The 13,321-nt window shown below is 60.9% G+C and carries 15 protein-coding genes, 1 tRNA gene and 1 pseudogene; 5 read left to right on the top strand and 12 right to left on the bottom strand.

The annotated features are described in order from the left end of the window. Positions 1 to 40 precede the first annotated feature (40 nt). Positions 41 to 340, bottom strand: coding sequence for a hypothetical protein (locus AC0IYH_RS24580; protein WP_122773778.1), 300 nt, complete (start codon positions 338 to 340; stop codon positions 41 to 43). A gap of 155 nt (positions 341 to 495) precedes the next feature. Beyond that, positions 496 to 1,746, bottom strand: coding sequence for an MFS transporter (locus AC0IYH_RS24575; RefSeq protein ID WP_122773777.1), 1,251 nt, complete (start codon positions 1,744 to 1,746; stop codon positions 496 to 498). A gap of 102 nt (positions 1,747 to 1,848) precedes the next feature. Here AC0IYH_RS24575 and AC0IYH_RS24570 point away from each other — a divergent pair, with 102 nt between their 5' ends. Further along, positions 1,849 to 2,817 (top strand): AraC family transcriptional regulator, encoded by a 969-nt coding sequence (locus AC0IYH_RS24570; protein WP_122773776.1) that lies wholly within the window; start codon positions 1,849 to 1,851, stop codon positions 2,815 to 2,817. Positions 2,818 to 2,838: 21 nt separating this feature from the next. Here the strand turns inward: AC0IYH_RS24570 and AC0IYH_RS24565 are convergent, their stop codons facing one another. From AC0IYH_RS24565 to gcvA, 3 genes are all read right to left on the bottom strand, one after another. After that, the gene (locus AC0IYH_RS24565) at positions 2,839 to 3,600 is read right to left on the bottom strand and encodes an SDR family oxidoreductase (RefSeq protein WP_471836626.1); all 762 of its coding nucleotides are present in this window, start codon (positions 3,598 to 3,600) and stop codon (positions 2,839 to 2,841) included. A gap of 29 nt (positions 3,601 to 3,629) precedes the next feature. Further along, positions 3,630 to 4,457 (bottom strand): DMT family transporter, encoded by an 828-nt coding sequence (locus AC0IYH_RS24560; protein ID WP_116630054.1) that lies wholly within the window; start codon positions 4,455 to 4,457, stop codon positions 3,630 to 3,632. A gap of 74 nt (positions 4,458 to 4,531) precedes the next feature. Continuing rightward, complete coding sequence (gene gcvA, locus AC0IYH_RS24555; protein WP_116630053.1) at positions 4,532 to 5,437, bottom strand: transcriptional regulator GcvA; 906 nt, start codon at positions 5,435 to 5,437, stop codon at positions 4,532 to 4,534. A gap of 248 nt (positions 5,438 to 5,685) precedes the next feature. On the opposite strand from gcvA, the gene AC0IYH_RS24550 reads away from it, so the two are divergent. Both AC0IYH_RS24550 and AC0IYH_RS24545 read left to right on the top strand, forming a co-directional pair. Further along, positions 5,686 to 6,042, top strand: a complete 357-nt coding sequence (locus AC0IYH_RS24550) for a hypothetical protein (protein ID WP_122773774.1) — start codon at positions 5,686 to 5,688, stop codon at positions 6,040 to 6,042. Between the two features lie 2 nt (positions 6,043 to 6,044). Next, positions 6,045 to 6,226: pseudogene (locus tag AC0IYH_RS24545) on the top strand (DUF1289 domain-containing protein). Positions 6,227 to 6,339: 113 nt separating this feature from the next. On the opposite strand, the gene AC0IYH_RS24540 reads toward AC0IYH_RS24545, so the two are convergent. From AC0IYH_RS24540 to AC0IYH_RS24520, 5 genes are all read right to left on the bottom strand, one after another. Next, positions 6,340 to 6,415, bottom strand: a tRNA-Gly gene (locus AC0IYH_RS24540). Positions 6,416 to 6,475: 60 nt separating this feature from the next. Next, positions 6,476 to 7,036, bottom strand: coding sequence for a CDP-diacylglycerol--glycerol-3-phosphate 3-phosphatidyltransferase (gene pgsA / locus AC0IYH_RS24535; RefSeq protein ID WP_116630050.1), 561 nt, complete (start codon positions 7,034 to 7,036; stop codon positions 6,476 to 6,478). Between the two features lie 32 nt (positions 7,037 to 7,068). Beyond that, on the bottom strand, positions 7,069 to 8,892 hold the full coding sequence (uvrC, locus tag AC0IYH_RS24530) for an excinuclease ABC subunit UvrC (RefSeq protein WP_116630049.1): 1,824 nt from the start codon (positions 8,890 to 8,892) through the stop codon (positions 7,069 to 7,071). Position 8,893: 1 nt separating this feature from the next. Continuing rightward, a complete protein-coding gene (gacA, locus tag AC0IYH_RS24525; RefSeq protein WP_032886613.1) occupies positions 8,894 to 9,535 on the bottom strand; it encodes a response regulator transcription factor GacA in 642 nt (213 codons plus the stop codon). 151 nt (positions 9,536 to 9,686) lie between these two features. Further along, positions 9,687 to 10,052, bottom strand: coding sequence for a helix-turn-helix domain-containing protein (locus AC0IYH_RS24520; protein ID WP_116630048.1), 366 nt, complete (start codon positions 10,050 to 10,052; stop codon positions 9,687 to 9,689). Positions 10,053 to 10,134: 82 nt separating this feature from the next. On the opposite strand from AC0IYH_RS24520, the gene AC0IYH_RS24515 reads away from it, so the two are divergent. Then, positions 10,135 to 10,374 (top strand): DNA-binding protein, encoded by a 240-nt coding sequence (locus tag AC0IYH_RS24515; RefSeq protein WP_471836624.1) that lies wholly within the window; start codon positions 10,135 to 10,137, stop codon positions 10,372 to 10,374. Positions 10,375 to 10,409: 35 nt separating this feature from the next. Here AC0IYH_RS24515 and AC0IYH_RS24510 read toward each other — a convergent pair whose 3' ends face one another. Both AC0IYH_RS24510 and AC0IYH_RS24505 read right to left on the bottom strand, forming a co-directional pair. Further along, positions 10,410 to 10,841: a GNAT family N-acetyltransferase gene (locus AC0IYH_RS24510; protein ID WP_116630046.1), complete on the bottom strand. Its 432-nt coding sequence runs from the start codon at positions 10,839 to 10,841 to the stop codon at positions 10,410 to 10,412. Next, on the bottom strand, positions 10,842 to 11,591 hold the full coding sequence (locus AC0IYH_RS24505; RefSeq protein ID WP_471836622.1) for a carbon-nitrogen hydrolase family protein: 750 nt from the start codon (positions 11,589 to 11,591) through the stop codon (positions 10,842 to 10,844). A 620-nt stretch (positions 11,592 to 12,211) separates the two neighbouring features. Here AC0IYH_RS24505 and AC0IYH_RS24500 point away from each other — a divergent pair. Next, a complete protein-coding gene (locus tag AC0IYH_RS24500) occupies positions 12,212 to 13,282 on the top strand; it encodes a 3-deoxy-7-phosphoheptulonate synthase (RefSeq protein ID WP_471836620.1) in 1,071 nt (356 codons plus the stop codon). Positions 13,283 to 13,321 lie beyond the last annotated feature (39 nt).

Below are 13,321 nucleotides of genomic sequence, written 5' to 3'. Positions count from 1 at the left end.
CAAGCCCAAGGACTCCCCACGCATGGCCGATACTGCTTTTCTATTGATGCGAGTCCGCCTCCTCAGCGGGGTAAAACTCGCCCGCCTTGCCACTCTTTTTCAGCCGTTCGCGCACCATTATCTCAACCCGGGCGACTGCGGCTTGATCATCAGGATTGACCCCCTGCACACACAGGCGGCGGACATTCTGATCGTGGGTGCCCTCGCTCATCATCTCGTGCGTGAAGACCTGCTCGCGACGCCATAGGCACAGCTGGGTGTGAGTGTCGCCGAGCCATATCTCGTTGATTGATCCAAGGTCGGTGGTATCCAGTTGATCCACGGTGATGGTCTTATCCATGGCGCTATACCTTACCAATGAGTAGGTAGAGATAGACTTGCAGGCACAGGCGGTCGTTCCAAGCGTCGGCAGTTCAACAGCGCCAATGAGACGTCGTATTGCTCATGGGGTATCTCCTGGTGACGGACGGGATCGAAGCGGTTTGGCAAACCGGGTCAAAGGTGCAACGCGGGCTTGGGCTGGCGAGCGCCATGGGCAGACGGGACGCGGACCCGCAGCGCAATCAGCAACGCCGCCAGCAACATCAGCACCGCCGCTGCGACGAATACGCCTGCGCTGCCACCGAGACTGAACATTGCACCGCCAGCGGCGGCGCCCGTGGCGATGGCGGACTGCACAGAGGCCACCACCATTCCGCCGGCGCTTTCTGCCTGATCCGGTACCGCGCTGGCGACCCAGTTCGACCACGCTACCGGCACGCCACCAAAGGCCAAGCCCCAGATCGCCAGCAGTACCGCCTGCCCAGGCACCGAGGCCGGCAACAGCACCAGCGCCAGTGCTGCAACGCCGACCAGCGCGGGCATCAACACCAGCGTGGCCAACGGATGGCGCTCCAGCAGCCTGCCGGCCAACAGCGTGCCGACGAAGTTCGCCGCACCGAACCCCAGCAACATCAGCGACAGCCCTTGTGCGCCGATGCCGGTCGTCCCTTCAAGGAACGGCCGAACATAGGTGAACATCGCGAAGTGGCCGCTGTGCACCAGCACACAACCGAACATGCCCATGGCGATGCCCGGGCGCTGCAACACCTCGAGCACGGTGCGCAGTCTTGCCGGCCGGCGCGGCGCGAGGCGCGGCAGCGTGAACGACTGGAAAGCCAGGGTCACCAGGCCTACCGCCGCCGCGGCAAAGAACGCGCTGCGCCAGCCATACAGCCCGCCCAGATAGCTGCCCAGCGGCACCGCAACGACCGTGCCGATGGCGATGCCGCTGAAAATGATCGACAGCGCCCGGGGCAACAAGGCACTCGGCACCAAGCGCATCGCCACCGCCGCCGCCATGCTCCAGAACCCGCCAAGGGCAATGCCCAGCAGGATGCGCATCAACAACAGCACGGCGAAGCTGGAGGAAACGGCGACCAACAGATTGGAGGCGACCATCAACGTCGAAAAACCCAGCAACACCCAGCGTCGGTCGATGCTGCGGGTCAGGCCTGGCACCAACAAGCCGGCGAACAGCGCTACCACGGCGGTCACCGTTACCGCCTGGCCAGCCAGCGCTTCGGACACTCCCAGGTCGATCGCCATCAGCGTCAACAAACTGGCCGGCAGGTACTCAGCGGTCAGTAACCCGAACACGCCCATAGCCAACGAGAAGACGGCCATCCACGCGGGCGTCGCAGGCTCTACGTCCGCGCCGATGCCGGGATGGCGGTCGGCTACGGCATTACATACACAGTCAGTCATTGCACGGATCTCCCAATTTTCATTGCGAGCCGCAGTCTAGGCGTCGGAAGCTGGATGATCTATGATCCAAAGTCTTCACTTTTTGACTAAAACACCTGAACCATGCCTGTAGATCAGTTTGCGCTTTCCTCGGACCTCATCAATGAGCTGTTGCGCGGCATGCGCCTGCGCGGCGTTGAATACCGGCGCATCCAGGCGGGTCCGACCTTCGGTTTGAGCTTCGCGGAAAAACCCGGGCACGCCTGGTTCCACTTCATGGCCGTCGGCACTGCGGTGCTGCAAATGCAGGACGGCAGCACCTACGCGCTGGCTGCCGGCAACGCCGTGTTCATCTCCCATGGCGCGGCGCACCAACTGTTTTCCCATCCGGACGCGCCGGTTCAAGACATCGACCGTCTGGACGGCGCGCCCTTGGGTGACACCGTCAGCGCGGTGGCTACCGGAACCGATGCCAGCCCCACGCCGAGCACGATTTTGTTCAGTGGTTGCATGGAGTTCGAGCTGGGCAGTATCCATGGCCTTGGCCGGCTGATGCCGGGCCTGATGCTGATTGATGCCGGCGGCCAGCGTTACCCAGGCTTGGTGCCGATCCTGAGCACCATGGAACGCGAGGTCAGCGCCGCCCGTGTCGGCTTCGCCGGTATCCTCGCGCGGTTGGCCGACGTGGTGGCCGCCATGGTCGTTCGCGGCTGGGTCGAGTGCGCCTGCGGGAATGCTTCCGGGCTGGTCGCTGCCTTGCGCGATCCACGCTTGGCCGGTGCATTGCTAGCGCTCCATCAACAACCGGGTCGCGACTGGACCGTCGCGCAGCTGGCCGAACACTGCAATACCTCGCGCTCGGTGTTCGCGGAGCGCTTCCAGGTGACGATTGGCATGACCCCGCTGCGCTATGTCACCGAACTGCGCATGCGGCTTGCGAGCCAGTGGCTGACCCTGGAGAGGCTACCGATTGAAGAGGTGGCGCAGCGTCTGGGCTATACGTCCCAGGCCGCGTTCAGTCGTGCATTCAAGCGCATTACGGGCAATACACCGGGTTTGAGTCGTAAGGTGAGGCAAGCCGGGCGCAGGTAGTCGATGATCCTTGCCGCAGGCTCATTTACCGCCCGTTACGTCGAGGAATGTACCGGTAACGAATGAAGCCTGCGCGCTCGCCAGCCATAGAATTGCCTGTGCGACCTCCTCCGGCTGGCCGCCGCGCCCCATGGGGATAGAGTCCTTGACACGATCGACCCGCCCCGGCTCTCCGCCACTGGCATGCATGTCGGTATAGATATGCCCGGGGCGAACACAGTTGACGCGTATACCTTCCCGGGCCACCTCCTTGGCAAAGCCAATGGTGAACGTCTCCAACGCGCCCTTTGACGCCGCATAGTCGACGTACTCATTGGGGCTGCCAAGGCGCGCCGAGGCCGAAGACACATTGATCACCACGCCGCCCGGACCGTTATAGCGGTAAGCCATGCGCTTCACCGCCTGCTGGGCGCACAGTATTGGCCCAATGGCATTGACCGCGAAAATACGCTGCATCCGCTCGAAGCCGAGGTCTTCCAGGCGTGACTGCGGCGCCAGCATCCCGGCGTTATTGACCAGTACGTCGATGCGTCCGAACGTGCGGTCGATGGCCGCGAACATATCGGCCACCTGCTGAGGGTCCGCGCTGTCGGCACGCATCGCCAACGCCCTGCGCCCGAATGCTTCGACATCCGCAACCACGGCCAACGCGGCGGACTCGTTGGCAACGTAGCTGATAGCCACGTCATATCCTCTTTCGGCGGCCAGCCGGGCGGTGGCTGCCCCCACTCCACGACTTCCCCCCGTGATTAGAATCAGCGGTGCCTGCGAGACGTTGACCATGAAACATACCTCCTGAGCCGTTGGCTGTATCAGCCGATGATGAGGGTGCCGCTGGCGATCACTACGCACGCCAGTATCCGCCGGGCGGTGAGCGTCTCGCCGAGGAACACATAACCGATCAACGCCGCAAACAGCACGCTGGTTTCGCGCAATGCCGATACCGCGCCCAGGGGCGCTTCGTTCATGGCGTAGATGACCATTCCATAGGCGAGCAAAGAGACCAGCCCGCCGACCAGCGCGGTCACGGTTCCGGGCCGCACGCAGAACAAGCTGCGGGTATCACGCAGGCCGATGTAGACCACCGGCATCAGCACGCCCCACAGGGCGCACATCCACACGGTGTAGGCCAGCGGCGCACCGGAGAGCCTCGCGCCGATGCCGTCGACCACGCTGTAGGCCGCAATAAAGACCCCCGTTCCCAGCGCATAGGGCAGGCTGGGAACCGATAGACTGCGCCCTCTGAAAGCCAGCGAAATAATCCCGCCTGACACCAGCGCAATACCGAGCAACTCGCCAGGCGTGATGCTTTCTCCAGCAAACACCGCGGCCCCCAAGGTGATCAGCACCGGCGACGAACCCCGTGAAATCGGATAGATCTGCCCCAGGTCGCCGACTCGGTAACTGCGCACCAGAAACAGGTTGTAGCCCACATGCAGCAACGCCGACAGCAGCGCGTAGCCCCAGCTTTCAATCGCGGGGGGCACCATGAACGCGGCGGCAACGACACTGGTGATGGCAATGGCAATGCACATCACCGTCATCGACCACAGCCGATCGGCACCGCTACGCAGCAGCGCGTTCCAGCTGGCATGCAGGAGCGCGGCGAACAGCACAATGAAGATGAGATGAATAGGCATGCGCCACTTTAGGCAATCCGGCGCCGGGGCTACAGCGAAGTCTCCTCATCGCAGCATGAACGTATGCTCATGGCTTACTGATCGACGCGTTGCACTTTCAGCGCCTCGCTGACCAACCATTGGCGAAAGCTGACGATGTGCGGCTGCGCTTCGATGCCCTTGGGGCAGACGAAGTAGTACGCCAGCGGCGATGGAAGCGGCACATCAAACAGCCGCACCAAACGGCCATCGCTGATTTCGTGCTCGACATGCCCGCTACGCACCAATGCAACGCCCTGGCCGAGCAAGGCCGCCTCGACCGTCATGTTGGTATCGCCAAATCTGACGCTCTCCTGGAGCGGTAAATAGGCCAGCCCCACAGCCTGAAACCACACCTCCCACTTGGGCACCAACTCGGCGCCATCGCGCGTCAGCAGCGGGAAGTGCAACAAGTCTGCCGGGCTCTGCGGCGTCCCCACACGCCGCAGCAGTTCGGGGCTGGCCACAGGAAATACCTGCTCCCCAAACAGGAACTCCGAATGCAGACCTGGGTAATTGCCCTTGCCGAGCCTGATTGCAACATCCGCCTGGCCGTGGGAGAAGTGGATGATTTTATCGGTGGTATCCAGCGAGACCAGCAGCTCGGGGTGCTGGCGAGCGAGACGCGGCAAGCGTGGCAGCAGCCATTTGAGCGCGAAGGAATAGGTGGTGCTGACGCTGAGCCGAACCCTGCCCTTTTGCTCGCGCAGATCACCCAGAGTCGCCTCCAGGCTGATGAAAAACTCCCGCACGATCGGCGCCAGCGTAGCCCCCGCAGCCGTGAGGCGTAACGCCTTGCCACGCTCGAACAACTGCAGCCCCCAAAGCGCTTCAAGATGCTTTAGCTGGTGACTGACCGCGCTTTGAGTAACATGTAGCTCCTGTGCGGCGGCTGTAAACGTCGGGTGGCGGGTTGCAACTTCAAAAGCGCGCAAGGTCGCGGTGGGTGGCAGGTCTCTCATAGGGGCGGTGTCCGGCGAGTTATCGCAATAGCGCGTACATGAACGTTAGCTCATGCTGGTAATGAACTGCACCCCTGGTAAGCGCGCGCGAGTCAACCGGGAATAGGCCGCGCCCGCATTACACCCACGCGGGCCATCACCTGGCGAATTAAGGTGAAGGCACCGTCCAGGACGCGTTAACCTGGGTTACCCCTGGCACACGCCCGCCGCTGCGTCCAACCCCTTCTGAATTTCCAAAGGAATGTGCAATGCCTCCAGGCAAACGTGAACTGGCGCGGATCGAACGCCAGTTGATCACCACCCTGACCGACGCGTGCGAAACAGCAAAAGCTGAAATCAAAGGCTTTATCTGGCTCACCCACACCGCTGACCTGAACGCGTTGGCGCAAACACTGAAGGTCATCTGGGTGTTCGAGACCCAGGCCGACCGGACACGCGCCCAGATTGATGCGAAGGCGCGCATCTTTGAGCTGATGGCCATCGCATTGAATGCCGCCAACATCAATCTGACCCCTTCAGATCGCAATGTCCGGTTTGACTCTGAGCAAGAGTGCCAACGTATCCACAACGGCGATTGGCAGAAACGCCTGGTTAAAGGCTATTGATGATGGCGAAAGAAATCGAAAACCCCTGCCTCTCGATTTGCCAACTGAGTGGTGAACTGTGCGTGAGTTGCGGGCGGAGCAAAGATGACATCAGAAAGTGGAAACGCATGAAGCGGCCTGAAAAATGGCTGCTGTGCAAAGGGCGAATATGCGCTTGAAAGGACTGAAGAAAGGACAGGGTTAGTTACTTACGATTACCCTGGGTTCCCGCATAAACGAAAAAGACGCCGAAGCGTCTATTCCTAAAATCACAGGCAAAAAAAAGCCACTCGATTGAGTGGCTTTTTCTTTAATACTTGGAGCGGGAAACGAGACTCGAACTCGCGACCCCGACCTTGGCAAGGTCGTGCTCTACCAACTGAGCTATTCCCGCTTGGTGATGCGCATTCTATAGAATCCTGAGCACCCGTCAACCTCTTGATTCAAAAAAGTTTTATTTCTTTTCAACCTCAGTGCGCAGATGTGGCCAGGCGGCCCGCAGATACTGGAGCATGGACCACAGGGTCAAGCCGGCAGCGATCAGCAGCAAGGCGTAGCCCAGCAGGACCCAGAAGGTGAAGTCCGACGGGTTGGCCAGCAGGATGACCAGCGCGAGCATTTGCGCGGCGGTTTTCCATTTGCCCATGTTGGAGACGGCAACGTGGGCGCGGGCGCCGATTTCGGCCATCCATTCGCGCAGGGCCGAGACGACGATCTCGCGGCCGATGATCACCGCAGCCGGCAAGGTCAGCCACAGGTTGCCGTGCTCCTGTACCAGCAGGACCAGGGCGACGGCCACCATAAGTTTGTCGGCCACCGGGTCGAGGAACGCGCCGAACGGCGTGCTCTGTTCCAGGCGGCGGGCCAGGTAGCCGTCGAGCCAGTCGGTGGCGGCCGCAAAGGCGAACACCGAACTGGAGGCCATGTAGCTCCATTCGTAGGGCAAATAGAACAACAGAATAAAAATCGGGATAAGCAGGACGCGTAGTACGGTGATCAGATTAGGGATATTCATCGGCACAACTGGCTACGAGGTGGAAAGGCATTCTATTCGCTGTGCAGACTTGCATAAATCAACTCAGCGAGCTTTTTACTGATACCGGGTGCTTTGGCAATTTCGTCAATGCTGGCACGGGATAGCTCCTGCAAGCCACCAAAATGTTTAAGCAGATCACGCCGACGCGTCGGGCCGACACCCGCCACCCCTTCCAGGGTTGAGGTTCGCCGGGTTTTGCCACGTCGGGCACGGTGGCCGGTAATGGCGAAACGGTGGGCTTCGTCGCGAATCTGTTGAATCAGGTGCAGGGCGGGTGAGTCGCCCTTCAAAGTGAACTCATGGGCCGCATCATTCAAGTACAACGTCTCGAAACCGGCCTTGCGCGTGGCGCCCTTGGCCACGCCGAGCAGGATCAGGTCGGGCACCGCGAGTTCGTTGAGCACATCACGGGCCATTGACAGCTGGCCCTTGCCGCCGTCCACCAGCAGGATATCCGGCAGCTTGCCCTCCCCGTCCTTGAGTTTGCTGAAGCGTCGCGTCAGGGCCTGGTGCATGGCCGCGTAATCGTCACCGGCGGTGACGCCTTCGATGTTGTAGCGCCGGTAGTCGGACTTGATCGGTCCTTCCGGCCCGAACACCACACAGGACGCCACGGTGGCCTCACCGCTGGAGTGGCTGATGTCGTAGCACTCGAGGCGCTGGGGCGGTTCGTCCAGGTTGAGGACTTCGGCCAGGGCGTCGAAGCGCGCGGCGACGTGCTGTCGATTGGCCAGGCGTGCGCCCAGGGCCTGCTCGGCGTTGGTCACGGCCAGTTGCTGCCAGCGCGCGCGCGTGCCGCGTACGCGATGGCTGATGTCCAGCTCGCGGCCGCGCAGTTCGTGGATCGCCTCGATCAAGGTGGGGAAGTCTTCATGCACCACGTTGACGATCAGTTCAGACGGCAAGTCGCGCTCAGGGCTGCTGACATAGTACTGGCCCAGGAACGCGGCCATGACTTCGGCGACTTCCTCGTCGATACCGGTCTGCGGGAAGAAGTTCTTGCTGCCCAGCACCCGCCCGCCCCGTACGCTGATCAGGTGCACACAGGCGCCGCCCGGATTCACGAACGCCGCGATCACATCCACATCACCGGTGCCGCCTTCCATGCTTTGCTGATCCTGCACGCGGCGCAGCAGGGAGATCTGGTCGCGCAGCTCTGCAGCCCGTTCGAAATCCAGGGTACCGGCGGCCTGCTCCATGGCGCCAGAGAGTTCATCGGTGAGGGCATTGCTGCGACCTTCGAGGAACATCACCGAATGGCGCACATCCTCAGCGTACTCCGCCGGCTCAACCAAACCCACGCACGGCGCCTTGCAACGCTTGATCTGGTATTGCAGGCACGGCCGCGTACGGTTCTTGTAGAAGCTGTCTTCGCACTGGCGCACAAAAAAGGTCTTTTGCAGCAGGCTCAGGCTTTCGCGAATCGCACCGGCACTGGGATAGGGCCCGAAATACTTGCCCTTGGCTTTTTTGGCACCGCGGTGAATGCTCAGGCGCGGGAAATTACCGTCGGATAAAAACACGTAGGGGTAGGATTTATCGTCGCGCAGCAGGATGTTGTAGGGCGGCCGCCATTCCTTGATCAACGTCTGCTCAAGCAGCAGCGCTTCGGTTTCATTGGCGGTGATGGTGGTTTCGACCTGGGCGATACGCGCCACCAGCGCAGCGGTCTTCGGCGCCAGGCCGCTCTTGCGAAAGTAGCTCGCGAGGCGGTTTTTCAGGTTCTTGGCTTTGCCCACGTACAGCAGGCGCGCCTCGCTGTCGAACATGCGGTACACGCCGGGGCGGCCACTGCAGGTTGAGAGGAAGGCACTGGGATCAAACGGCGTGGTCATGTCAGGCGCTGGCGTCCACCATGCCGTGGCGCACCGCGAGCAGGGTCAATTCAACATCACTGCTGATGGCGAGCTTCTCGAAAATGCGATAACGGTAGGTGTTGACGGTCTTGGGCGAGAGGCACAGTTTGTCTGAGATCGTCTGCACCTTCTGGCAGCCGACAATCATCAAGGCGATCTGGATTTCCCGCTCCGACAACGCGTCAAATGGCGAGTCGCTGACAGGCTGGAAGGATTTGATCGCCAACTGCTGGGCAATCTGCGGGCTGATGTAGCGCTGGCCGGCAAACACCAGGCGAATGGCTTGCACCATTTCCGCCAGGCCTGCGCCCTTGGTCAGGTAGCCGGCAGCCCCTGCCTGCAAGAGGCGGGTAGGAAACGGATCTTCCTCGCACACGGTGACCACCACGACTTTGATGTCCGGATGGCTGCGCAACAATTTGGTCGTGGCGCCAAGCCCACCGATACCGGGCATCTTGACGTCCATCAACACCACATCGGGCTTCAACTCCCGGGCCTTGATCAGGGACTCTTCCCCCGATTCGGCCTGGCCGACTACTTGCAGGCCATCGATGTCAGCCAGCATTCGTGTAATGCCTGTACGAACGAGATCATGGTCATCGACTACTAGCACCCTAATCAAGCAGACACCTCGCGATATGGTCTTATAGGTTGCTGAACACCTTAGCAAAAAACCAAGGCGCAGACCTAGCTGCAAGCGTCATATATATAGAGTTTGAGGGCGCAGTAACCGCCTGCCGAACGACAGGCGGCCAGATTTACTGGGCGACGGGTCAGGAATCCTGGGGGGAAACCTTGGCTTTTCCATTTGATGAAACAGAATGTTCGGCCAGGGTCGACGTCAGACGGCGGATTGCATCCTGGTCTTCCTTGAACATGGAGCGGTAGTCAACCAGCACCTTCTCTTCGACATGGCTCAGGTTTTCCAGTTGAATCGGCGTGGCAGTACCGGTCAACACGTACAACAGATCCACACCCCTTGCGGCGACACGCGACAAGTAATCAGCCTTGGGCGCACGCCCTCCACTTTCGTATTTACCTTGGGCGTTGGCCTCGACGCCGCCTATTTCACCAAAAACTTTTTGCGACAGACCTAGTCGCTCTCTTTCTTGCCGCAAGCGCGAACCGATTCCACTCATTTGGATGTATGATCCTATTTTTGCACACCCCAAGAGGTGACGTACTCATCTCGTTTTAAACAAACTTGAACGGTTTTGAACTATGCCCGGTATTCGTACAGCTGCACAAGCCAAAGCCTGGCTGGAACACCAAGGAAAATCCGTTCAGGCATTCGCCCGTGAACATGGCGTAGATCCGGCAACCACCTATCAAGTGCTCGCAGGGCGCAAAAAGGGACGGCGTGGAGAGGCCCATAAGGTAGCGGTCCTTCTGGGCATGAAAGAGGGGATCATCCTTGCTGAGGCCGATGGTCAAAACAACGGTCAGGAAGTCGGCTCCTGAAAGCAGTATGCGCTTATTAGGATTGAGCGCATGGTTTAGCTTGAACCGCAGACACGCTCCATTCGCCAGAAGCAGTCTTCATCACCGACGATACTGAACCCCATGCGCTGATAGAGCACCCTGGCCGGATTCGACTTGTATACGGTCAACCGCAACAGGCCCAGCGCCTGCGCCTTGAGCGCCATCTGCTCCAACACCCAGCTTCCTGCGCCAAGCCCACGACACCCCTCGAGCATATGTAACTCGCGGATATACAGCGCCCTGCTGTCGCGGCTCAGGCTGATGAAACCCAGGACGCTTTCATCCCGGCAAATCAGCCAGTTTTCGCGGCCGGCCCAGGCGATATCGAAGCCATCGTTGGACCACAGCAACCGGTACTGCAAGTAATAGGGGTTCATGGCCTGATGGGTCAGGGTTCTTGCAAATGGCAGATCCTGATCCGTCGCGGCGCGCAGATTAAAGGCCATTTAAAGCACCACCACGTTGCCAGCCCAACGACCGTCATCTCGACGGGCAATCACCAGCGCCTCGCCGACGCCCGGCGCGGCGACCAGCAACCCACCATCAGCGGCCCAGATAGCGCTGCGACCGGCACAGACCCAGCCACCCGAGGGGCCACCATGGTTGGCCATCAACACCACCAGACCATGCTCGGCGGCATAACCCTGGAGTAACGCACTGTCGGTTGCGTAGCCACCTTCGCTGATCAGCACCCCGGCGGCGTATACCGTTGCGCCCGAGTCCGCAGCAGCACGTGGATGGCTGGCGTGGGAAAAGTCCGCGCACACCGCCAGCGCAACCCGGTCACGCCCCAACTCAAGGGTCGCACCGCCCTGCCCCGGTACAAACGCCACTTCCTCGCCTGCATGCAAATGTTGCTTGGTATAGATCGCCAGGGAGCCATCCGCGCCCAGCACCAGAGCGCCAATCAGCACGCCATCTTCAGGTGCCAGGCGGACCGGCATACCCACCACCGCCGTCAGTTGCAGCGTCCGCGCCAACTCGCGTAACGGCGCCAGCACAGCGTCCTGCGGAGCAATGGCCAATGCGGCCGCCAACGACGGCTCGTAGCCCGTCAATGACAATTCAGGAAACACCAGCAATTGCACACCGTGCTCTGCGGCTGTGCGCATCAATGCCAGGTGGCGTTCGATATTCGCCGGCACATCGCCAGGGATGGAAATGGATTGAGCTGCAGCAAGGGTAAAGGCAGTCATGGTCGCGTCCGAGCAATCATTATTTTCAAGTGTAGCCAGCATATCGGCACCCTCCTCATAGCCGTAAGCCCCCCAGGTGATAGAAATTACTGATTGAATACTCTCGCGTGCCTCTAGTAAGCTCCCCCCATCATTTGGAGACACACCATGTTGCAACTCACCCACACTCAGGTTTGCCCTGCTGCCAGCGCCCCGCGCTCGGTGTCGGCTACCCGTGTGAACGGTTCGAGCGCACTGGTCAGCTTTTATTTTGGGTATTGGTTTAGCCACTGGCGCGCCTGATACCTGAAATCGGCGCCCACTACTCAAGGGGTCGCCTACCAGAGAAATCTAACCCCCGGTCGGCTCCCCGACCGGGGGTTTTGTTTTTTCAGGCCTCAATAATTTTGCTTCACACCGAACATTAAAAGGAATCACGACATGAACTACGCCACTTATTACCGTTACGACACTTCGACTGCATGGCGATTTAGCAAGCTCCGTTCGGGACAGCCTGCCGCCTCCGACCGGTCACCTATTGGTGGCAAGCCAACACACGTAGCCAGTACGGCCAATTGTCGAACACCCCAGTAGGCCAAGCGCGCGGGACCCACCCGCCGCTTGCCCAGGAAGCCTTGAATATGAACTCTGCCACCGCCGCTCTGCCCGTTTCGAACCTGACCAGCGCCAATGAAGCCCTGACCCAGCGCCTGCCCAGTTCCCTTGAGCTTAAACACCAGCTCCCCCTCAGCCCGTTCCTCAACGAGCAGATCCACGCCCATCGCCAAGCCGTGCGCGCCATCCTCAATGGCGAAGACTCACGCCTGCTGGTAATTGTCGGCCCGTGTTCGATCCACGACCCCGAATCGGCCATGGAATACGCACGCAACTTGAAGAAACTCGCGCTGGACGTCAGCGACCAGATGCTGCTGGTGATCCGCGCCTACGTCGAAAAACCGCGCACCACCATCGGCTGGAAAGGCCTGGCCTACGACCCGCACCTGGACGGCAGCGATGACATGGCCGCAGGCCTGACCCTGTCTCGCGAGCTGATGCGCGAAATGCTGCGCCTGGGCCTGCCTGTGGCCACCGAGCTGCTGCAACCCATGGCCGCCGGCTACTTCGATGACCTGCTCAGTTGGGTCGCGATCGGCGCGCGCACCACCGAATCGCAGATCCACCGCGAAATGGCCAGCGGCCTGGGCATGCCCGTGGGCTTCAAGAACGGCACCGATGGCGGCGTCGCTATCGCCTGCGACGCCATGCGCTCGGCCGCCCACCCGCACCGCCACTTCGGCGTCGACAGCCAGGGCCACCCGGCAATCATCCAGACTCCCGGCAACCCCGACACGCACCTGGTGCTGCGCGGCGGCCACCGTGGGCCGAACTACGATGCGCAGCATGTGGCGCAGGTGAAGCACGACCTGGCCAAATCCAAAGTGGCGGCGCGTATCATGGTCGATTGCAGCCATGCCAACAGCGGCAAGGACCCATTGCGCCAACCGGCAGTGTTCAACGATGTGCTGGAGCAGCGTTTGCAGGGCGACACCTCGCTGATCGGCGTGATGCTCGAAAGCCACCTGTTCGAAGGTTGCCAGCCGTTGAGCCCATCGATGAAATACGGCGTATCGGTGACCGACGGCTGCCTGGGCTGGAACGCCACCGAGCAACTGCTGCGCAGTGCCGCCGAGCGCCTTCGCGCCCAGGCCTGATCGAACTAGGCGCTGCTACAGCGGGTACAGCGCCTCATC

Source organism: Pseudomonas sp. AC463 (genome assembly GCF_979253585.1).
This window is presented reverse-complemented; position numbering and strand designations above follow the sequence as displayed.